At 70.8% G+C, this 20,090-nt stretch carries 18 protein-coding genes and 1 riboswitch; of the genes, 10 read left to right on the top strand and 8 right to left on the bottom strand.

From position 1 onward, the window contains the following. Positions 1–171: 171 nt before the first annotated feature. Entirely contained in the window at positions 172–393 is a 222-nt protein-coding gene (locus ACQPYY_RS23480; protein WP_379106397.1) for a hypothetical protein, read from the bottom strand. Between the two features lie 87 nt (positions 394–480). On the opposite strand from ACQPYY_RS23480, the gene ACQPYY_RS23475 reads away from it, so the two are divergent. The 4 genes from ACQPYY_RS23475 (at position 481) to ACQPYY_RS23460 (ending at position 5,726) form a co-directional block, all read left to right on the top strand. After that, the gene (locus ACQPYY_RS23475; RefSeq protein ID WP_379106395.1) at positions 481–918 is read left to right on the top strand and encodes a nitroreductase family deazaflavin-dependent oxidoreductase; all 438 of its coding nucleotides are present in this window, start codon (positions 481–483) and stop codon (positions 916–918) included. 80 nt (positions 919–998) lie between these two features. Beyond that, entirely contained in the window at positions 999–2,354 is a 1,356-nt protein-coding gene (gene ilvA, locus ACQPYY_RS23470; RefSeq protein WP_433591004.1) for a threonine ammonia-lyase IlvA, read from the top strand. A gap of 325 nt (positions 2,355–2,679) precedes the next feature. Further along, complete coding sequence (locus tag ACQPYY_RS23465; RefSeq protein ID WP_433591003.1) at positions 2,680–3,864, top strand: DUF2235 domain-containing protein; 1,185 nt, start codon at positions 2,680–2,682, stop codon at positions 3,862–3,864. Positions 3,865–3,938: 74 nt separating this feature from the next. Further along, positions 3,939–5,726, top strand: a complete 1,788-nt coding sequence (locus ACQPYY_RS23460; protein WP_433591002.1) for a protein kinase domain-containing protein — start codon at positions 3,939–3,941, stop codon at positions 5,724–5,726. 189 nt (positions 5,727–5,915) lie between these two features. Here ACQPYY_RS23460 and treY read toward each other — a convergent pair whose 3' ends face one another. Further along, positions 5,916–8,279 carry a malto-oligosyltrehalose synthase gene (gene treY / locus ACQPYY_RS23455; RefSeq protein WP_433594712.1) on the bottom strand — a complete coding sequence of 788 codons (2,364 nt, stop codon included), beginning with the start codon at positions 8,277–8,279 and terminating at the stop codon, positions 5,916–5,918. A gap of 56 nt (positions 8,280–8,335) precedes the next feature. Then, a complete protein-coding gene (glgX, locus tag ACQPYY_RS23450; RefSeq protein WP_433591001.1) occupies positions 8,336–10,447 on the bottom strand; it encodes a glycogen debranching protein GlgX in 2,112 nt (703 codons plus the stop codon). 97 nt (positions 10,448–10,544) lie between these two features. On the opposite strand from glgX, the gene ACQPYY_RS23445 reads away from it, so the two are divergent. Continuing rightward, positions 10,545–11,837 carry an adenosylmethionine--8-amino-7-oxononanoate transaminase gene (locus tag ACQPYY_RS23445; RefSeq protein WP_433594711.1) on the top strand — a complete coding sequence of 431 codons (1,293 nt, stop codon included), beginning with the start codon at positions 10,545–10,547 and terminating at the stop codon, positions 11,835–11,837. Between the two features lie 29 nt (positions 11,838–11,866). Here ACQPYY_RS23445 and ACQPYY_RS23440 read toward each other — a convergent pair whose 3' ends face one another. Beyond that, positions 11,867–12,160 (bottom strand): hypothetical protein, encoded by a 294-nt coding sequence (locus tag ACQPYY_RS23440; RefSeq protein WP_379106386.1) that lies wholly within the window; start codon positions 12,158–12,160, stop codon positions 11,867–11,869. Between the two features lie 105 nt (positions 12,161–12,265). Here ACQPYY_RS23440 and ACQPYY_RS23435 point away from each other — a divergent pair, with 105 nt between their 5' ends. From ACQPYY_RS23435 to ACQPYY_RS23415, 5 genes are all read left to right on the top strand, one after another. Further along, complete coding sequence (locus ACQPYY_RS23435; protein ID WP_433591000.1) at positions 12,266–13,420, top strand: 8-amino-7-oxononanoate synthase; 1,155 nt, start codon at positions 12,266–12,268, stop codon at positions 13,418–13,420. Beyond that, complete coding sequence (gene bioD, locus ACQPYY_RS23430; protein ID WP_433590999.1) at positions 13,417–14,106, top strand: dethiobiotin synthase; 690 nt, start codon at positions 13,417–13,419, stop codon at positions 14,104–14,106. Before ACQPYY_RS23435 ends, bioD begins: the two co-directional genes overlap by 4 nt. Positions 14,107–14,146: 40 nt before the next feature. Then, entirely contained in the window at positions 14,147–14,269 is a 123-nt protein-coding gene (locus tag ACQPYY_RS23425; protein WP_433590998.1) for a hypothetical protein, read from the top strand. Between the two features lie 31 nt (positions 14,270–14,300). Beyond that, positions 14,301–14,768 carry an SRPBCC domain-containing protein gene (locus tag ACQPYY_RS23420; protein WP_379106380.1) on the top strand — a complete coding sequence of 156 codons (468 nt, stop codon included), beginning with the start codon at positions 14,301–14,303 and terminating at the stop codon, positions 14,766–14,768. A gap of 96 nt (positions 14,769–14,864) precedes the next feature. Continuing rightward, positions 14,865–16,013: an alpha/beta hydrolase gene (locus ACQPYY_RS23415; RefSeq protein WP_433590997.1), complete on the top strand. Its 1,149-nt coding sequence runs from the start codon at positions 14,865–14,867 to the stop codon at positions 16,011–16,013. 97 nt (positions 16,014–16,110) lie between these two features. Here the strand turns inward: ACQPYY_RS23415 and ACQPYY_RS23410 are convergent, their stop codons facing one another. From ACQPYY_RS23410 to ACQPYY_RS23395, 4 genes are all read right to left on the bottom strand, one after another. Continuing rightward, complete coding sequence (locus tag ACQPYY_RS23410) at positions 16,111–17,136, bottom strand: ABC transporter substrate-binding protein (RefSeq protein WP_433594710.1); 1,026 nt, start codon at positions 17,134–17,136, stop codon at positions 16,111–16,113. A 98-nt stretch (positions 17,137–17,234) separates the two neighbouring features. Continuing rightward, positions 17,235–18,209, bottom strand: a complete 975-nt coding sequence (locus ACQPYY_RS23405; protein WP_433590996.1) for an ABC transporter ATP-binding protein — start codon at positions 18,207–18,209, stop codon at positions 17,235–17,237. Next, positions 18,206–19,237: a FecCD family ABC transporter permease gene (locus ACQPYY_RS23400; protein ID WP_379106374.1), complete on the bottom strand. Its 1,032-nt coding sequence runs from the start codon at positions 19,235–19,237 to the stop codon at positions 18,206–18,208. Before ACQPYY_RS23400 ends, ACQPYY_RS23405 begins: the two co-directional genes overlap by 4 nt. A gap of 34 nt (positions 19,238–19,271) precedes the next feature. Further along, positions 19,272–19,405, bottom strand: a riboswitch (cobalamin riboswitch). Positions 19,406–19,488: 83 nt separating this feature from the next. Next, entirely contained in the window at positions 19,489–20,073 is a 585-nt protein-coding gene (locus ACQPYY_RS23395) for a TetR/AcrR family transcriptional regulator C-terminal domain-containing protein (protein ID WP_379106372.1), read from the bottom strand. Positions 20,074–20,090: the final 17 nt, after the last annotated feature.

Genomic DNA, 20,090 nt, shown 5'->3' with positions numbered 1-20,090 from the left:
GGATCGCCCCGAGGTTGCCGTTGGGCAGGGCACTGGTGGCCAGTGCCGCGCGCGTGGTGCCCCCATCTGATTCAGCGGTGCGATCCGGTTGATGGGTAGAAGTGGGCCGTATGAGTGGGCCGACCAAACGGATTGACGTCCGGTTCGAAACCGGGGAATTCCGGATCGAGATCAGCGCCGGATGGAACCGGCGATCCACCGCAGGGCCGCGATCACGGCCGCGCCGAGCACCGCGGCCTGCGCGGACCCGGTGATCAGGGCGAGGGTCAGGGCGACCACCACACCGGCGAACAAGGCTTCCAGCTTGTAGACCGGCCACGCCGTCCCGGCGATATCCACGGCCGCGACGCGCGCGACCGCGCGTTCGGTGTCCGTAGGGTGAACCACTGCCATATGGTCAGGGTAGACGTCGAACCAAAGTTCGGGCAACCGAAACTTTCTGTCGGGAACAACACACGAGCCCGGGCCGTTGCTGGTCGTATGCCACTTCACGGAGAGTACGAACCCAGCACGTCCGATTGGGCACGCGAGCAGGCCGAGAAGTACGAGAACTCCGGGGGAGCCACGGGCGCCACCCTGCAGGGTGTGCCGGTCATCCTGCTGACCACCCGCGGCAACAAGTCCGGCAAACTGCGCAAGACCCCGCTCATGCGCGTCGAGCACGACGGCGAGTACGCGGTGGTCGCCTCGCTGGGCGGCGCACCCAAGCATCCGGTCTGGTACTGGAACATCAAGGCCGACCCGCACGTGGAACTGCGTGACCGCGACGTGGTCAAGGACTACGACGCCCGCGAGGTCACCGGCGACGAGAAGGCGGTGTGGTGGAAGCGGGCCGCCGAGGTATGGCCCGACTACGACTCCTATCAGAAGAAGACGACCCGGGAGATCCCGCTGTTCGTCCTCACGCCACGCGCCTGACACGCCGTCCCGATCCCGGAGGCGGCCCCGAAATGGGCGCTGCCTCCACCGGGACGCACGCACCCGGCTAGCATGTTCGGGTGTCTGATCCGCTTGCTGTAGCAGAGAAAGTGTCCGGTCCGCTGCCCGAATTGACGGCGGACGAGATCGACGCGGCTGCCAAGCGAATTTCGAACATTATCGAGCCGACGCCGCTGCAGCGGATTCCGAGGCTATCGGCGCTGACCGGCGCGGAGATCTACCTCAAGCGTGAGGACCTCACCGCCGTCCGGTCCTACAAGCTGCGCGGCGCCTACAACCTGATGGCGCAGCTCACCGACGACGAGAAGGCCGCCGGCGTGGTCACCGCCAGCGCCGGAAACCACGCCCAGGGCGTGGCTTTCGCGTGCAAGGCGATGGGCGTGCGCGGGCGCATCTACGTGCCGCGCACCACCCCGAAGCAGAAGCGCGACCGGATCCGCGTGCACGGCGCGGAATTCGTGGAACTCATCGCGGTCGGCGACACCTACGACGCGGCCGCCGCGGCCGCCGCCGACGATGTGGCCCGCACCGGGGCCACCATGGTCCCGCCCTTCGACGACCCGCGCACCGCGGCCGGGCAGGGCACCATCGCCGCCGAATTCCTCGAACAGCTCGGCCGCGCACCGGATCTGGTGATCGTGCCGGTGGGTGGCGGCGGCTGCCTGGCCGGGGTCGGCACCTATCTGCGCGAGCGGTCGCCGCAGACCGCGATCCTGGGTGTCGAGCCCACGGGCGCGGCGTCGATGACCGCCGCGCTGGTGGCGGGCGGCCCGGTCACGCTCCCCGAGATCGATCCGTTCGTGGACGGCGCGGCCGTGCGCCGGATCGGCGCGGTGCCCTACACCGCGGTGTCGCGCTTCGGCGGCCTGGTCCGCTCGCACGCCTCGCTGCCTTTACTGACCAGCACCGAAACCGAGTCCGGCGCGGGCACTTTCCGCATGATGCACGTGGACGAGGGCGCGATCTGCACGGCCATGCTGGAGCTGTACCAGAACGAGGGCGTGGTGGCCGAGCCGGCGGGCGCGCTGTCGGTGGCGGCGCTGCGTGAGATCGACGTGGAACCGGGCTCGACGGTGGTGTGCCTGCTGTCGGGCGGCAACAACGACATCTCCCGCTACGGCGAGGTGATCGAGCGCTCGCTGGTGCATCAGGGCCTGAAACACTATTTCCTGGTGGACTTCCCGCAGGAGCCCGGTGCGCTGCGCCGCTTCCTCGACGAGGTGCTCGGTCCCGACGACGACATCACCCTGTTCGAGTACGTCAAGCGCAACAACCGGGAGACCGGGGCCGCGCTGGTCGGCATCGAACTGGGCAGCCCGGACTGCCTGGAGCCGCTGATCGCGCGGCTGGAGGCCTCGCCGATCCAGGGCCAGCGGCTGGACCCGAACTCGCCCGCGTACCGGTACCTGACCTGACCCGGTGACCCGTGTGATCCGACCCCTCGTCCGGATCACACGGGACCGGTTGCCCCCGTGGGGTTCTCAGGCGTGCGGCGGATATCCCGCCGCCGAGCCGTGGATGATGCGCGGAAAGGTGCGCTGCGGTGGGACACGGGCTCACGGTGCCAGGCCGATGGTGAACGATTCATGACCGATCGCGGGCCGAACCCAGCGTGTCGACGGCGCTGGTGCGGGGATTCCTGGGGCGCGCACACGGTTAACGGCCGTGCGGCGGGGCGGCGATTATTCGAGTAGTTCGCTACGCAGGAAACCGGACGGTCAGAACGGGAGGCTGACGTTCATGAAACGACTCGTGGTGTGTTGCGACGGCACCTGGCAGGCGGAATCGAACTCGGCGGTGTCCAATATCGTGAAGATCGCCGAGACGGTCCGGCTGACCGGGACGGATCAGGACGGGAACCGCGTCGGCCAGCGCATCAACTATGTCCCCGGACCCGGCTCCCGCGGCTTCATGTCCGACAAGCTCATGGGCGGCGCCTTCGGGCTCGGCCTGGAGGCCAACCTGTCGGCCGCCTACTGGCAGCTGGCCCTGAACTGGGAACCCGGCGACGAGATCTACATCTTCGGCTTCAGCCGCGGCGCGTACACCGCCCGCAGCCTGGCCGGGATGATCAACCGGCTCGGCATCCTGACCTACCAGGCCATGATCGGCGGCCGGTACCCCAAGGCCTTGAAGATCTACCGGACGCGCAAGAAGCACGCCGACGACCCGGACCCGCCCGAATGGGCCGAGTTCCGCGCCCGGAACTCCCACCCCGAGGCCCCGACCATCAACTTCCTGGGTGTCTTCGACACCGTGGGCGCGATGGGCGTCCCCGGCATCACGGCGCGCCTGCACCGCTTCCACGATGTGCGGCTCTCGCACATCGTGCGGTGCGCGCGGCAGGCACTGGCCATCGACGAGCGGCGGCGCGCCTTCTCACCCTGCCTGTGGGAGGTCCCCGACGAGCAGCGCGGGCTCTACGCCGACCGGCCCGACCGGGTGAAGCAGGTCTGGTTCGAGGGCGTGCACTGCGATATCGGCGGCGGCTACGCCGACTGCGGCCTGTCCGACATCCCGTTGCGCTGGATGATCGCCGAAGCCGAGGCCGAGGGCCTGGCCTTCGACCACGATCGACTCGACGACCTGTTGCGCGGCTGCCCGTTCGATGCCCCGCACCTGCACGATTCGCTGAGCCCGGGCTTCCGCATCCTCAATGTCGCCCGCATGACCACCGCCTGGCGCAGCCCGCGCTTCTACTGGGACTCGTGGCGCAAACTGCTGCAGCCCGGCGACCAGGACAGCTTCCTGGCCTCCACCGTCGGGGATCGAAAAGGCTACCGCCCGGCCAATATTCGGCGCTGGTGCGAGCGCCGCCCCGGTCCGGTCCCGCCGGAGTTGATCGAGTCCATCGACCTGGTTCCACTGCCCCGGCATCCGGTCAGCATCGACGAGGGGAGCGGGTCGGCGGAATCCGCCGCTTGATAATGGGCTGCCGGACCGGCGTGACGGCGCTATCCTCCTCCAATCGGCGGGCTCCGGGAGGAGGTGCGCGGACGGTGGACGCAACCGAGCTGGCCGCGGGGTCGGTCTTCGCCGGATACGTCATCGAGCGCCGGCTCGGCGCGGGCGGGATGGGCACGGTCTACCTGGCCCGGCATCGGGCGCTGGACATGCCCGTCGCGCTGAAACTGCTCACCCCCATGAAGACCGGCACCGCGGGCACCGCCCAGTTCCGCCGCGAGGCGCAGCTGGTGGCCAATCTGCAACACCCGAACATCGTGGACGTCAAGGACTTCGGCGACGCGGACGGCACGCTGTGGATGGCCATGCAGTACGTCCCTGGCGGCGACCTGGCCGATCTCATCGAGGCCAACCCGTTCGGCATCGACCCCGACCGCGCGGTCCGCATGGTCGCCGACGTCGCCGCCGCCCTCGACTACGCCCACGCCCACCAGGTCGTCCACCGGGACGTCAAGCCCGCCAATATCTTCCGTACCACCGGCACCGCGGGCGCGGACTGGGTCCTGATCGGCGACTTCGGCATCGCCCGCAGCCTCGCCGCCGAGGAAACCCAGACCGCCACCGGCCGCTGGGCCTTCTCCCAGCCCTACGCCCCACCCGAACAGTGCGCGGGCCGCACCGTCGGTCCGCCCGCCGACGTCCACGCCCTGGCCGTCACCCTCTACCAGCTCACCACCGGCCACCTTCCGCGCGAGATCCCGATCCCCGCAACGGATCCGAGCCTGCCCGGTCTGCTCGGCGTGGTGCTGGCCAAGGCCACCGCCTGGCAACCGGCCGACCGCTACCCCGGCTGCGGCGCCCTGGCCGCCGCCGCGGAAGCCGCCCTGCGCCTGCGCGACTCCGACCCGCTCTCCCGCCCGGCGATCCCGGCCCCCCTCGTCCGCTCGGCCGTACTCGACACCGCCCCCACCGAATCGAGCCCGGTCCGCCCCGAATCGCCACCCGCGCAGTCCCTCGACGCCGACATGGCCCGCCTGCTGGCCGCCGATTCGGCGCAGACCGTGGACGCGAGCACCGCAGGCCCGCCGGAGGCGGATCCGATCGGCCGCCGGGGCCCGAATGCTGCTGGGCCGCACGGCGAGAACGGTGCCGGACCATCGGTCGTCGGCACTGACGCACCGGTGGACGCCGATCCGCTCCGGCATGCGGACCCGAGCGCCGCGCGGGCCCGGGGGAGCGTGGCGCGGTCGACCGATGACGCGGAGGCCGATCCGACACGTACTCGCGTCAGCGATTCGGCCGACGAAGGCGTGGATCCGCTCTGGGACGACGAGCCGGAGCACCCCGGCGGGTTCGGGAGTTCGGGGCGGGGTGGACCGGATGAGCCGCGCCGATCGGCCTGGTGGCGCATCGCTGTCACGGCCGCGGTCGGCGCCGTGGCCGGGGCGGCCGTGATCGCCGGTGTCCTGCATGGGAATTCCGGGTCGGATGGGAGCACGAGCGCTGCGACCACGCCGCCGCCCATTACCGCGCGCTGCCTGAACTCCGCTCCGGTGCCGGTGGCCCCCGGCCTGCACGTCATCGTCCCCGCCACAGCCGACGGCGGTCGACGGTGCATTCTCTCCACCAAGGACGCCGCCCAAGGCCCGCTGACGGGTGTCCAGACCTTGCAGGCGGCGCTGCGTGCCTGCTACAGCGCCGTGATCAACGATACCGAAGGGGTTTTCGGCCCGGACACCAAGCGCGCCGTGCTCGCCGCGCAGGACCGCCACGCCGTCACCAAGGACGGCGTGTTCGGCCCGCAAACCTCCGCCGCCATGACCTGGCCCGTCACCGCCGGCGACGGTACCCCCCAACCCCCCTGCCGCACAGTCGGTATCTGAGAACCAGAGCGAGCAGCGCGCCTCCGCCTATTACGGAGTGGTCGGATCGCAGACCTCGGCAGCCCTGGTATGGCCGATCTCCGCGGGCTGCGGCTGTGGTGTGCCCGAGCCGCTGGCCGCGCAGTCGGTTTCGAGGCTGCGGACCGACGAGGCCGCCGCGGTTCTCGCGGTAGCTGGGTGGGTCGGGTGTCAGCGCACCAGCAGGGCGACCGGGAGTCGGGCGAAGAGTTTTTCGAGGCGGGCGCGGCCGGAGAAGGTGTGGCCGGTGAGGCGGTCGGTCCAGTGGCCTTGGGGGAGGTCGAGGACGGTGTCGCCCCAGCCGCCGGCCTCGTCGAGGCGGATGCTGTGGCGGGTGACGGCGACGATGATCTCGGGGGTTTCGCCGGTGCGGCCGCGGGCGTAGGAGAGCAGGTGGTGGTCGCGGTCGCCCGAGGCGAACAGGGGGGTGTAGGTGCCGCCGACGAAGCAGTCGGGGCGTTCGCGGCGCAGCCACAGCGCGTAGGCGGCGATCCACATCTTGACCGCGCCGGTGGGGTCGAGATCGGGGGTGCCGGTGAGGGATTGGAGCAGCAGGGAGCGGTGGGTGAAGTCGACCGGGCGGCGGTTGTCGGGGTCGACGAGCGAGTCCTCCCACAGTTCGCAGCCCTGGTAGATGTCGGGGATGCCGGGGCCGCACAGCTGCAGCAGCTTCTGGGCCAGGGAGTCGGTCCAGGCGTGGATGGCGAGATCGTTGACGAATTCCCCGAGTTCCGAGCCGACCGGTCCGTCGATGACGGCGTCGATCCAGCGGTGCACCGCCGTCTCGAACTCGATATCGGGTTCCTCCCACGAGGACTGGGTGCCCGCCTCGCGGACTGCCTTCTCCGCGAACTGGTGCAGCCGTTCCCGCAGCCCGGGCACGCTCGCGGCGGGCCGTCCGTCGGCGGGCCACACGCCGAACATGTTCTGCAGCAGGAACAGTGTGGTCGCGCCGTCGGGCCCGGGTGCGATCTCCTCCCAGGTGCTGACCGACCGCGCCCAGATGTCGGGCACCTGCGAGAGCATGCCGATGCGGGCGCGCACGTCCTCGCCGCGCTTGGTGTCGTGGGTGGACAGCGCGGTCATGGTCGCGGGCCAGCGGGCGGCGCGCTCGGCGTTGGCGAGATGGAATTCGATGGGGGAGCAGCCGAACCGGGCCGGATCGGCGCCCATCTCCTGCAGCGACACCAGCCGGGCGGCGCGGTAGAACATGGTGTCCTCCACCGCTTTCGCGCTCATCGCCCCGCCCACCTGGTGGAAGCGGGTGGCGGCCTCGCCACCCACGGCGAGCGCGGTCACCAGCACCTGCAGCGGCGCGGTGAGTTCGGCATTGCGGCGCGTCACCTCCGCGACCACCGCGCCGACCATCCCGGCCAGCGGCGCGTAGTCGGTGCGGTACACCGGCATGAACGACAGCACCTCGATGGCGGCGTTGGTGAGCGCCATGGTGTCGAACACGTCGGCGCGGGCATCGCGTTTGACCGCCGCGACCAGCCGCCGCACCTCCGGCACCAGCATGGTCTCGGCGACCGCGCGGCGAATCCGATGCTCCTGCTCGGTGAACCAGGCCCGGTCGCTGCCGTGGCCGGTGAACTGCCGCGACAGATCGGTGAGCTGCTTCTCCCCGTCCGGGTCGATGAGCACCCCGCCGATGTCGGCGAGCGCGTCGTAGCCGGTGGTGCCGTCGATGGGCAGCGTGGCGTCGAGGGGCTCACGGTTGGAGAGCACCTTCTCCACCAGCAGCAGCCGCTGCGGCCCGATCAGCTGCCGCAATCGCCGCAGGTACTGCGCGGGTTCGGCGAGCCCGTCGGGATGGTCCACGCGCACACCGTCGATGAGGTCGTGCTCGCACCAGGCGGCCAGTTCGCGGTGGGTGGCCTCGAAGACCGCCGGGTCCTCCTGGCGCAGCGCGGCCAGCCCGCCGACGGTGAAGTAGCGCCGGTACCCGCACAGCCCGGATTTCCAGTTGACCAGCCGATAGTGCTGTTTGTCGTGGATGCGCAGCGCGTTCTCGCCGTCGGTGCCCGGGGCGATGGGGAAGCGCATATCGTGCAGCGCCAGCATGGGTTCGGGCCCGGATCGGTCCACGGTCAGCGCGGCCGGATCGTTCTCCCCGGCCAGCACCGGCAGCGCGATCCGCCCGCCCGCGCCGTTGCCGGACGTCCAGTCGATATCGAACCAGGTGGCGTAGGGCGAGTCCTTGCCGTCCCGCAGCACCTCCCACCACCACTGGTTCTGCCGCGGATCGGCGACCGACACGTGGTTGGGCACCAGGTCGACGATGAGCCCCATACCGCGGCTGCGCACCTCGTCGGCGAGCGCCTTGAGCCCGGTCGGCCCGCCCAGTCCCGCCGACACCGTGGTCGGGTCGGTGACGTCGTAGCCGTGGGTGGAGCCGCGGGCCGCGCTCATGACGGGCGACAGGTACAGGTGCGAAATGCCCAGCTGTTGCAGGTATTCGGCGATACCGCGCGCGTCGGCGAAGGTGAGCGCGTCGGGCCGCAGCTGCAGGCGGTAGGTGCTGCGCACGGGCATCTGGCGGGCGATGGGTCCGGTGGTGTGTTCGGGCGAGCTGGTCATGTCGCTACCGATCATGCCGTACGGCGCAGCACGACGAGACAGCGTGCGGGCACTTGCAGCGTGGACGACGCGCCGTGCGGGTCGCTGCCTGCCGGTTCGCCGGTCGGGGTGGAGCAGTCCAGCGCCACCGTCCAGGTGTCGCCGTGCCGGGCGTCGGGCAGAGTGAAGTCGAGGGCCTCGTCGTGGGCGTTGAAGCACAGCAGGAACGAGTCGTCGGTGACGCGCTGCCCGCGCGGGCCCGGTTCACCGATGCCGTCGCCGTGGAGGAACACCGCGAGCGAGCGCGCGAAACCGGTCTCCCAGTGGGCGTCGGTCATGGCCGCGCCGCCGGGGGTGAACCAGGCGATGTCACCGAGCCCGTCCGGCGCGGGCGCGGGATCGAAGAAGCGCCGCCGCCGGAACACCGGGTGCGCCGCGCGCAGGGCGACGGTGCGCCTGGTGAATTCGAGCAGCTCGGCCTCGGTGTCCATGCGAGTCCAGTCCATCCACGACAGCGGCGAATCCTGACAGTAGACATTGTTGTTGCCGTGCTGGGTGCGGCCGAACTCGTCGCCGTGCAACAACATCGGGGTGCCCTGCGAGAGCATCAGGGTGGCGAGCAGGTTGCGGCGCTGCCGGGCCCGCAGGGTCAGGATCTCCGGGTCGTCGGTGGGGCCTTCGACGCCGCAGTTCCAGGAGCGATTGTAGGTTTCGCCGTCGTGGTTGCCCTCGCCGTTGGCGTCATTGTGTTTCTCGTTGTAGGACACCAGGTCCGCGAGGGTGAACCCGTCGTGCGCGGTGACGAAGTTGATGCTGGCGCTGGGCCGGCGACCGGTCGCCTCGTACAGGTCCGAGGAGCCGGTGAGCCGGGACGCGAACTCGCCCAGGGTGGCCGGCTGCCCGCGCCAGTAATCCCGCACGGTGTCACGGTATTTGCCGTTCCATTCGGTCCAGGCGACCGGGAAGTTGCCGACCTGGTAGCCGCCCTCCCCGACATCCCAGGGTTCGGCGATCAGCTTGACCTGACTCACCACCGGATCCTGATGCACCAGGTCGAAGAAGGTGGAAAGCCGGTCCACGTCGTGCAATTCGCGCGCCAGGGTGGCGGCCAGGTCGAATCGGAAGCCGTCCACGTGCATGTCGAGCACCCAGTACCGCAGCGAATCCATGATCAGCTGCAACGCGTGCGGATGCCGCATATTGAAGCTGTTGCCGGTGCCGGTGTAGTCCATGTAGTGCTGCGGATCGTCGTCCACCAGACGGTAGTACGCGGCATTGTCGAGGCCGCGGAAGCTGAGGGTCGGCCCGAACTCGTTGCCCTCGGCGGTGTGGTTGTAGACCACGTCGAGGATCACCTCGATGCCCGCGGCGTGGAAGGCGCGCACCATGGCCTTGAATTCGGTGACCGCGGCGGCGGGGGAGGCGCCGGCGGCGTAGCCGCGGTGCGGTGCGAAGTAGCCGAAACTGTTGTAGCCCCAGTAGTTCCGCAGTCCCCGGTCGAGCAGGATGCGGTCGTCGAGGAACTGGTGCACCGGCATGAGTTCCACGGCGGTGACGCCGAGCCCGCGCAGGTGGTCGATGATCGCGGGGTGCGCCATGCCCGCGAAGGTGCCGCGCAGTTCCGGCGGCACCTCGGGGTGGGTGACGGTCATGCCCTTCACGTGCGCCTCGTAGATGACCGTCTCGTGGTACGGCCGTCTCGGCGCGCGGTCGTCGGCCCAGTCGAACCAGGGGTTGATGACCACCCCGGTCATGGTGTGCCCGAGCGAGTTCTGCCCGTAGTTGTAGGGCGCGATGGCGGTGCCGAAGTCGCCCTCGAACGCCTTGCCGTACGGGTCGAGCAGCAGTTTGCTCGGATCGCAGCGCAGGCCCTCGGCCGGTTCGAAGGGGCCGTGCACCCGGAATCCGTAGCGCTGCCCGGGGCCGATCCCGGGCAGGTAGGCGTGCCAGACGTACCCGTCGACCTCCTCGAGCTCGATCCGGGTCTCCCGGTGCTCGGCGTCGATGAGACACAGCTCCACCCGCCGGGCCACCTCGGAGAACACGGAAAAGTTCGTCCCGGCGCCGTCGTAGGTCGCGCCCAGGGGATAGGCGGTCCCCGGCCAGACACCGAGCCCGGTGGTGCCGGGAGTCGCGGGAGCCATACCGGGAACCCTATCGGCCCGCGCCTGCCGGGTCGTACGGCGGTTCTGGTAACTTGAACACCGTTCAAGCCCGCTGCTCGAAGGACCACCTGTGGCATTGACCGACCCCCTGACGGCATCGGCCGCGCTGTCGCCCGCCGAAATCACCGCCCTCGACGCCGCCCACGTGTGGCATCCCTACGGCGGCTTCCCGGCCGGCACCGAACCCCTGGTGGTGGCCTCGGCGTCGGGCACCCGGCTCACCCTGGCCGACGGCCGGGAACTGGTGGACGGCATGAGTTCCTGGTGGGCGGCCGTGCACGGGTACCAGCACCCGGTGCTGGACGCGGCGCTGCTCGCGCAGTCGCGCAGGATGAGTCACGTCATGTTCGGCGGGCTCACCCACGAACCCGCCGTGCGGCTCTCGCGACTGCTGGTCGAGCTCACCCCCGAGGGGCTGGACAAGGTGTTCCTCTGCGACTCCGGCTCGGTGTCGGTCGAGGTCGCGGTGAAGATGTGCCTGCAGTACCAGCGCGCGCTGGGCCGGCCCGGGAAGCATCGGCTGATGACCTGGCGCGGCGGCTACCACGGCGACACGTTCACCCCCATGAGTGTGTGCGACCCGGAGGGCGGCATGCACTCGCTGTGGTCGGACGTGCTGGTCCCGCAGATCTTCGCGAGCGCGCCCCCCGCGGACTTCCGGCCGGAGTACGTCGCCGAACTGGAACGGACCATCGCCGAGCACGCCCACGAATTGGCCGCCGTCATCGTGGAACCCGTGGTGCAGGGCGCGGGCGGCATGCGTTTCCACGACCCCCGCTACCTGACCGAACTGCGCCGCCTCTGCGACGAACACGACGTCTTGCTGGTCTTCGACGAGATCGCCACCGGATTCGGCCGCACCGGAACACTTTTCGCCGCCGACCAGGCCGGCGTCCGCCCCGACGTGATGTGCGTCGGCAAGGCCATCACCGGCGGCTACCTGACCCTGGCCGCCGCCCTGACCACGACGGAGATCGCCGAGGCCATCAGCCGCTCGCACGGCGGTCTCATGCACGGCCCGACCTTCATGGGCAACCCCCTCGCCTGCGCGGTGGCGGTCGCCTCGATCGAACTGCTGCTCTCGCGCGACTGGCGGGGCGAGGTCGCCCGGATCGAGGCCGAGCTGAACTCCGGTCTGGCCCCGGCGCGGGACCTGCCCGGCGTCGCCGACGTGCGGGTGCGCGGTGCCATCGGGGTGATCGAGCTCGACCACCCGGTGGACATGCGCGCGGCGACGCACGCCGCCGTCGACGCGGGAGCCTGGCTGCGGCCCTTCCGCAACCTGGTCTATGCCATGCCCCCGTTCATCAGCACCTCGGAGGACGTCCGCCGGATCACCGCCGCCATGCTCGCGGCTGCCGCGGCCTGATCCTGAACGACCGCCGGGATGCCGAATTCCTAGCGGTTGACCCGTTTCTCGCGTGCTTTGTCTGCATTGTCGCTGTCTGACAGGACTTCCCAGACCTTGAACACGCAGTGATAGTCATCGGACCAGCCACGTGCGATCAGCATGAAGGTGTCGCCGTCGCGCAGAATCGTGCGGCGGCTGATCAACTTCGGATGATCGGGAATGAATTTCGAGACGAGGTCAGGGACCTTGGCGAGAGCTTGTTCGCGGGTTCCCACCACCTCGGTGAGGATCTTCGGACTCCAGGTTTTGGAGTCGCCGAAGCCGGTCGTCTGCTCGACCACTATTGCCCATCGTGGCATCGCGCAGCCTCCTTACGATCCTCCAGCATAGCGCCGTCCACCGACACCCATGGCCTCCTGAACGGCGTTCAAGTATGCTTCCGAGCTGTGACTGCCGATCCCTTGAAGTGGCTCGACACCCGCGCCGCCGAACGCGTGGACGCGGGACTGCGCCGTGAACTGCGACCCCGCACCTCCGACGCGGCGAGCATCGACCTGGCCTCCAACGACTACCTCGGGCTTGTGCGCCACCCCGAGGTCGTCGAGGGCTCGGTCGCCTCGGTGCGGTACTGGGGCACCGGCTCCACCGGTTCGCGACTGGTCACCGGGACCACCGTCGAACACGAGCAGCTCGAGCGCGAACTCGCCGAATTCGTGGGCGCGGAAGCCGGATTGGTGTTCGCCTCCGGCTACGCCGCCAACCTCGGCGTGGTCACCGCGCTGGCCGGACGTGGGGCGCTGGTGGTTTCGGACGAGGGCAGTCACGCCTCCCTGGTGGACGCCTGCCGGTTGTCGCGGGCGCGGGTGGAGATCGCGGCGCACAAGGATCCCGCGGCCGTGGATCGGCTGCTGTCGCAGCGCACCGAGGAACGCGCGCTGGTGCTCACCGATTCGGTGTTCAGTGCCGACGGCGACCTGGCGCCGCTGACCGAGCTACATCGTGTCACCCGGGCCAATGGCGCGGTCCTGATCGTGGACGAGGCGCACGGACTGGGTGTGCGCGGCGACGGCGGCCGCGGCCTGGTGCACGAGTGCGGGCTGGCCGGCGAACCGGACCTGATCATCACCGCGACCCTCTCCAAAGCCTTTGCCGCGCAAGGCGGTGTGGTGCTGGCGAGCGAGCGGGTGCGCGCGCATCTGATCGACGCGGCCCGCACCTTCATCTTCGACACCGGCCTGGCTCCGGCCGCCGTCGGCGCGGCCCGCGCGGCGCTGGGACTGCTGCGCCGCGAGCCCGAGATGGCCCAGCGGGTCCTCGACCGCGCCGCCGACCTGGCCCGCATCGCCGGTGTCGGGCACCCGGAGTCGGCGGTCGTCTCCGTCGTGCTCGGCGAGGCGCAGGTCGCCTTCGACGCCGCCCAGGCCTGCCGTGCGCGCGGCCTCAGCGTCGGCTGCTTCCGTCCCCCGTCGGTGCCCGAGGGCACCTCGCGCCTGCGCCTGACCGCGCGCGCCGATCTCACCGAGGCCGAATTGGCCACCATCGCCACTGTTCTCGGCGAGGTCCTGGCCGAAGCCCGTGGGCGGGAGGCCGTTTCGGTATGACCGCGACACTGCTGTTCGTCACCGGCACCTCGACCGATGTCGGCAAGACCATCGTGACCGCCGCGCTGGCGGCGACCGCCCGCGCCGCCGGGGCCGAGGTCGCGGTGGTCAAGCCCGCGCAGACCGGCATGGCGCCCGGCGAACCCGGCGACCTGGCCGACATCACCCGGCTCAGCGGCGTGACCCGCACCCTCGAATTCGCGCGCTATCCCGACCCGCTGGCTCCCGACACCGCCGCGCGCCGCTGCGGTCAGCCGTTGCTCACCCTGGCCGAGACGGTCGCCGGGATCGAGTCCTGCGCCGACGCCGACCTGATCCTGGTCGAGGGCGCCGGCGGGCTGCTGGTGCGTATGGGCGAGTTCACCCTGCTGGACCTGGCCCAGAAGATGAGCGCCCCCGTCCTGCTGGTGGCCGCCGCCGGGCTGGGCACCCTCAATCACAGCGAGCTGACCACCCGCACGCTGGCCGCGGCGGGCGTCGACTGCGCGGGCCTGGTCATCGGATCCTGGCCCGCCGCACCCGATCTCGCCTCCGAATGCAATCGCATCGATCTGCCCGCCGTCACCGGCGTCGACCTGGTCGGTTCGTTGCCCGCCGGAAGCGGGGCCTGGGACCGACCCGAGTTCACCGCGGCCGCGCCCGGCTGGTTCGACGCGGACTGGACCGATCGGTATCTGCGACCCTGACCGGTGGCCGCCCGGACTGACGAATTCCTCACGAGCGTGGGTGGCCGCGGTCCATTCCGGTTCGGTGACACCGGTTCCCGCGCCCGGCGGCGGCACCCTGGCCACCCGCACGCTGCCGGTCGTGCCGGAGGACGCGGGCGCGGATGCGCCGGGGCTGTCGTGATCTTGGTCACATCGGGCGTAGGGTGGCGCCCGTGCCTTCCACTCGAGTCGAGAAGTTCGTCGGTGCTCCGCGTCCCAGCGTTTTCCGCGCCCTCCTGGACGCGCATTCGGTGCGGACCTGGATGGTGCCCGACGGAATGACCAGCCGCGTCCACGAATTCGATGCCCGCGTCGGCGGGCGGTTCCGCATCTCACTGACCTACGACCTGCCCACCGAGGCCGGCAAGACTAGCCCGCACACCGACACCTTTCACGGGGTCTTCGCCCGCGTCGTCCCCGACCGCGAGGTGGTGCAGACCATCGAGTTCGAGACCGACAATCCGGAACTGACCGGCGAGATGACGGTCACCTACACACTCGACGACGCGCCCGGCGGCACCCGCGTCACCGCTCAGCACGACAATCTGCCCCCGGGGCTGTCCCCGGAGGACAACGAGGTCGGCTTCCGCACGGCCCTGCACAATCTCGCCACCCTCGCCGAACGCGCCGAGGGGCACTGATCCACGCCGCGGCACGCGCGGGTGAAGCGCGCGCTATCAGCAGATGACGCGCGGCACAAGCCTGGATGACGAGCCGGAAATTCGTACAGTGGATTGATGGCCCTGCCGGGGTTCCCGCATCCGTCCGGCGCCGCCGAGTACGACGATCGGCGACGGCGCGCCCGGCTGCGGTCCACCCGGCTCGGCGCGCGCTGGGGACGCTTCCGGCGGGCCCGGCTGCTGGCCCTGCGACTGGGCCTGGTTCCGCTGGTCGCGCTGGGTGCGTTCGTCGAGTACATCGGCCTGGACGTGCTGCCCGAACAGGATCGGCTGGCCCGCACCGAACCGTCGGTGCTGCCCATCGCCGCGCCCGCGGAACTGCAGGCCACCGACACCGCCGTCTTCGATCTGGTCGGGCTGGGCGTGCTCGACGCCGGGGACACCGCGCGGGCGCTGCCGTCGCTGTCGCGGCTGGGATCGGTGTGGGCGGTCCGCTACGACAACACCGGTATCGACACCAAGGTGATCGCGGATCTCATCGTGAAGGTGACCGACGCCGCCAAGGTGCCGAACGTGGTGCTGGCCGGGCACAGCATGGGAGGGGTCATCGCGCTCGAGATCGCCAAGCACCTGCACGAGGACAGCGGCACCCGGGTGCGGGCGGTGATCCTGGACTGCACGCCGGTGGATCTGAACGCGGTGCGGCCCGAGAGCCGCGACCAGGGCGAGGAGATGCTGCGCTGGATGGGCTGGGTGCCCGGGGCGCGGGAGAGCCGGATGCTGCGGCTGGTCGTGGAAGTGTATGCGCGCCATGACCGTTTCGTCGGTGGGCGCTACGTGATCCGCGGCGGCGAGTTCCGGCGCGCGGTCGACGACGTGCTGCGCTCCAAGATCCTCAATACCGACGCCGCCAGCAACGGGCTGATCGAGGCGCAGTTCAAGGCCATCGTGGCGGGCGGCGCGGTCGACGACCTGCGGGCGCTGGCCAAACCCGCGGCGGGCAAACCCCGCCCGGCCATCGTGTTCATCCGGCCGCACGACCCGTACGACGATCCGGTGGTGGACGTCGAGTACTCGCACCAGGTGCTCATCGACCGGGTCGGCGGGGTGCGCGGGACCCTGCTGGTGGTGACCACACGAACCACGGGGCACGCCAACCCGATCGAACGGCCGCAGGAGTACAACACCGTCATCGACCAGCAGGTGGTGCCGTTCGTGCGGCAGCTGTGGCGGGAGCAGTCCGGGGCGGCCGCGGCCGGCCACTGAGCCGATCGGCGTCGACGTGCCGCGTGGTCGGCTCAGCGATCGGCGCGGTCGGCCTGGCGCCACGCGTCGTCGGCCCTGGCGCACCGCGTCGTCGGCCCTAGCGCACCGCGTCGTCGGCGGCCGGACGAATTCCCGAGGCGGGCACCAGGTTCCAGCGTTCCAGCTGCGCCCGCACCTGCTCGGCGGCGTCGATGTTCAACGGCCCGCTGGTCCACAGCGCGTACGGCAGGTTCAGGAACCGGCCTTGTGTGACCGCCCGCAGATTCTGGATGCCCGGCTTGCCGCGCAGCAGATCCACCTTCTGCTGGAAGGTCTGCGGCGGATAGTCGACGAACACGATGGCGTCCGGGTCGGCCGCCGCCAGCCGCTCCCACGACACCGCCGTCCAGGTGTCGGCCACATCCGAGAGAGCGTTGCGCGCGCCCGCCGCCTCCAGGATCGCCTGCGGCGCACCGTATTGCCCGCTGGAGAAGACCGTGTCGGAGGCGCTGTCGAACAGGAACACCGTCGGCCGCCGCTCCGGCTGCGGCGCGGCGAGCAGCGTGGACAGTCGGCGATCCAGATCCCCGGTGACCCGCGCGGCCTGGTCCGCGCGCCCCGTGATCGCGCCCAGCGCGGTCAGATCCGTGCGCAGCGCGGTCCAGGCGTCCACCACGCCCCGCTCGCCGCCGGGCCGGCGGCAGCTCTCGGTGAGCACGTACGGCGCGACCCCGGCCGCCCGCAACGATTCCGGCGTCAGATTCGCCGACTCCGAGTACCCGTAGTTCCAGCCCGCCACCATCACGTCCGGCCGCTGCGCGAGTACCGTCTCCCGCGAGGGATAGTCCGGCGCGACCGAATTCAGCCGATCGACTCCGTCCCCGTAATGCTTGCGCAGCGTGTCGGCGTCCCGCTTCAGGCTCGATACCGCGACGGTCTGCTCCGCCGCCCCCAGCGCGAGCACCATGGAGATCAGATTCCCGTCGTTGACGAACATCCGCTGGGCGGGCGACGGAAACTGCTGGTCCACACCGCAATTGCGCACCGTCAGATTGCCGGTCGCGGCCTGCGGCGACCCGCACGCGGCGAGAGCCCCGGCGACGGCCGCCACCGCGAGCGCTCGCCGGGCGCCGCGGGCGACCACGGCCGAAGTCCGGCGCCGGTCGCCGCCCGCCCGGTCGTGACGAACCCCTCGCGCCGCGTGTGCCGCATCGGTCCGGATGGTGCGTGCCGGGATCTTGTTCACGAGTTCGCCTTTCGTCCGGTGATCACGAGGTGCGTGCCGCCCGAGTCCGGGTCGGGCACCCGGCGTGCCAGTACGCCGAACACCTCGGCGAGTACTTCGGGGCGCAGCGCCGCGCCGGGAGGTTCCAGGGGGCGCGCCCGGCCCGCGTCCAGCACCAGCACCCGATCGCAGAACCGGTCCGCGAGGGTGAGATCGTGCAGGCTCATCACCACGGTCCGCGCCAATTCCCTGGTCAGCGCCAGCAATTCGAGCTGATGGGTGATGTCCAGATGATTGGTCGGCTCGTCCAGCAGCAGCACCGGCGTGTCCTGCGCCAGCGCCCGCGCCAGCAGCACCCGCTGCCGTTCGCCGCCCGACAACCGCCCCACCGCGCGCGCCTCGAACCCGGCCAGATCCACCTGGCGCAATGCCCGTTCGACGGCCGCCCGTTCGCCCGGGCCGCCCGCACCCCACGGCGGCAGATACGGCGTTCGGCCCAGTGCCACCAGCTCACCGACCAGCAGATCGGTGGGCGGCACCTCGTCCTGCCCGACCAGACCCACCAGCCGGGCCCGCTCCCGGGCCGAAACCTGGTGCACCGGACGGCCATCCACCACGACCTCGCCCGCGGCGGGCGTGATCAAACCCGCCAGCGTCCGCAACAGCGTGGTCTTGCCCGCACCGTTCGGCCCGACGATTCCCACCGTTTCGCCCGGTGACACCGTGAAGTCGACGTCCGTGACAACCGTGCGTCGCCCCGCCGCGCAGGCCAGCGCTGACACCTGGAGCGCGCCGGGGCTCTCCGCGGCCGGGTGGTGTCGCCGCATCGCGCTGTTCCGCCACCCACGCCGGCGCTGTCGTGGCGCCAGGGCATTCGGGGCCGGGAGGTCGCGGCTGCTCGGCCCGCTCGTCGTGAGCGCGTCGCGGCGGTCCGCTGCGGCGATGGCCTCGGAGGTCTCCGGAGCGGCGTTGTCCGGGTGGCCGGGCCTCATGCGGTGCCGAATCGGTAGGTGCGGCGGCCCATGAGGAGCAGGAAGGCGGGGGCTCCGATGAGTCCGGTGAGGACGCCGACCGGGATCTCGGTGGGGCGGACCAGGACTCGGGTGGCGGCGTCGGCGACGACCAGGAAGGTGGCGCCGCACAGGGCGCTCGCGGGCAGTAGGACGCGGTGGCGCGGCCCGACCAGCAGGCGGGCGGCGTGCGGGACCACCAGGCCGACGAAGCCGATGCCGCCGGAGACCGCGACCAGGACGCCGACCAGGACCGCGAGCAGGACGAAGAGAGCGATGCGCAACTCGCGCACCGGAACTCCGATGGAAGCGGCCGTGTCCGGGCCCAGGTTCAGCGCGTCGAGCCAGTTGGCGGCGAGCAGCAGGGCCGTCAGGCAGGCCGCGACCACGCAGCCGGGCAACAGGATTCGGGTCCAGTCCGCGCCGGAGAGGCTGCCGAGCAGCCAGAACAGCACCGACTGCGCGGCGGACGGGTCACTGCTGCGGAAGATCAGGTAGCTGCTGAAGGCGGCGAAGGCCGAGCCCAGCACCGTGCCGGTGAGCACGAGACGCAGTGGCGTGAGGCCGCCTTGGGCCACGGCGATGAGGAAGACCGCGGCCGCGGCGGCGAAGGCCCCGGCGAGCGCGCCCGCCGAGAGCGCCCAGAGTCCGGCTCCGGCGAACACCCCGGAGGTGATGACCGCCGCCGCGCCGACGCCCGCGCCCGAGGAGACGCCCAGCAGGTAGGGGTCGGCGAGGGGATTGCGGACCAGGGTCTGCATGGCCGCCCCGGCGACCGCCAGGCCCGCGCCGACGATGGCGGCGAGAACGGTTCGCGGCACCCGCAATTGCCACACGATGGTGTCGAGCCCCAGATCGCTGTGCGCGGTCCCGGTCAGCCGGTCGCGCAGGACTCCGAGCACCTCGCGCACCGGGATCGTCTCCGCGCCGAAGCCCGTCGCGACGATCATGGCCACGACCAGCAGCGCCCCCATGACGGGCAGGGCGAGCGAGGTCCGCGCGCGGCTCATCGCGGTAGCTCCTCGGGCATGACGCGGCCTCTCCAGAGTGTTGCGCGGCGGGGGAGGTCTGACTCGCACCGGGATCCGGTGCTCACAGTGGCGCGACCGCTCCGGATTCCCACCGGATTCCCGCACCCGCCGATATCGACGAGGGGAACCCTACCGTCCGGAACCTTCGCCGGTTCCGACTGGTCGGTACATCCCGGGGTCCGGCCCCGATCCGCCCGCGCCGAAACTCGATTCGCGGTCGATCGCGCGTATCAGCGGATTCGCGAACCGAGCAGATGTCGCACGCCGCTCACGAACAGCTGCAACCCGAAGTCGAATCGCGCGGTGGCGTCGGGCATGTCGTACAGCGGCGAGTTCTCCTCGGTGAGCGCGCCCGCGGAATCCATCTGGATGCGCGACTGCTCGTCCACCGTCTGCCCGAGCACGTAGTACAGCAGCGTGTAGGCGGCCAGTTCGGCCTCCTCGCGCGTCATGCCCGCGCGAATCGCGGCGCTGGCCAGTCGTTCCCGGCCCTTGCTGGTGGTGAGGCGGGACGCGTAGGTGGCCGAGACCAGTTCGGCCCCGTCGCGGTAGGCGAGCAGGCTCTCGCGCAGCCGGTGCGCGAGTTCGGCCATCTGCTTGGACCATTCCTCGGCCCGGACCGGTTCGTCCATGGGCGCGAGAATGCGGTCGGCGACCGCGCCGAGCAGCGCCTGTTTGTTGGGGAAGTGCCAGTACAGCGCACCGGGTTGGACGTGCAGCGAGGTGGCCAGGCGGCGCATGGTGAGATCCGCCAGCCCGTACTGGTCGAGAATGGCGATGGCCCCGTCGACCACGTCCGTGCGATGGAGTTGCACTGAAGATTCCGACCCTC

The organism is Nocardia sp. CA-145437 (assembly GCF_050956485.1).
GTDB lineage: Bacteria > Actinomycetota > Actinomycetes > Mycobacteriales > Mycobacteriaceae > Nocardia.
The sequence above is the reverse complement of the archived record's forward strand: the minus strand, read 5'-3'. Positions and strand labels throughout refer to the sequence as shown.

What these genes read in the sequence shown, in the direction of transcription:
- ACQPYY_RS23405 (WP_433590996.1), bottom strand. Translation starts at nt 18,209, where the DNA reads ATGAGGCCCGGCCACCCGGACAACGCCGCTCCGGAGACCTCCGAGGCC.
- ACQPYY_RS23415 (WP_433590997.1), top strand. Translation starts at nt 14,865, where the DNA reads ATGGCCCTGCCGGGGTTCCCGCATCCGTCCGGCGCCGCCGAGTACGAC.
- ACQPYY_RS23480 (WP_379106397.1), bottom strand. Translation starts at nt 393, where the DNA reads ATGGCAGTGGTTCACCCTACGGACACCGAACGCGCGGTCGCGCGCGTC.
- ACQPYY_RS23400 (WP_379106374.1), bottom strand. Translation starts at nt 19,237, where the DNA reads ATGAGCCGCGCGCGGACCTCGCTCGCCCTGCCCGTCATGGGGGCGCTG.
- glgX (WP_433591001.1), bottom strand. Translation starts at nt 10,447, where the DNA reads ATGGCTCCCGCGACTCCCGGCACCACCGGGCTCGGTGTCTGGCCGGGG.
- bioD (WP_433590999.1), top strand. Translation starts at nt 13,417, where the DNA reads ATGACCGCGACACTGCTGTTCGTCACCGGCACCTCGACCGATGTCGGC.
- ACQPYY_RS23475 (WP_379106395.1), top strand. Translation starts at nt 481, where the DNA reads ATGCCACTTCACGGAGAGTACGAACCCAGCACGTCCGATTGGGCACGC.
- ACQPYY_RS23465 (WP_433591003.1), top strand. Translation starts at nt 2,680, where the DNA reads ATGAAACGACTCGTGGTGTGTTGCGACGGCACCTGGCAGGCGGAATCG.
- treY (WP_433594712.1), bottom strand. Translation starts at nt 8,279, where the DNA reads ATGCCCGTGCGCAGCACCTACCGCCTGCAGCTGCGGCCCGACGCGCTC.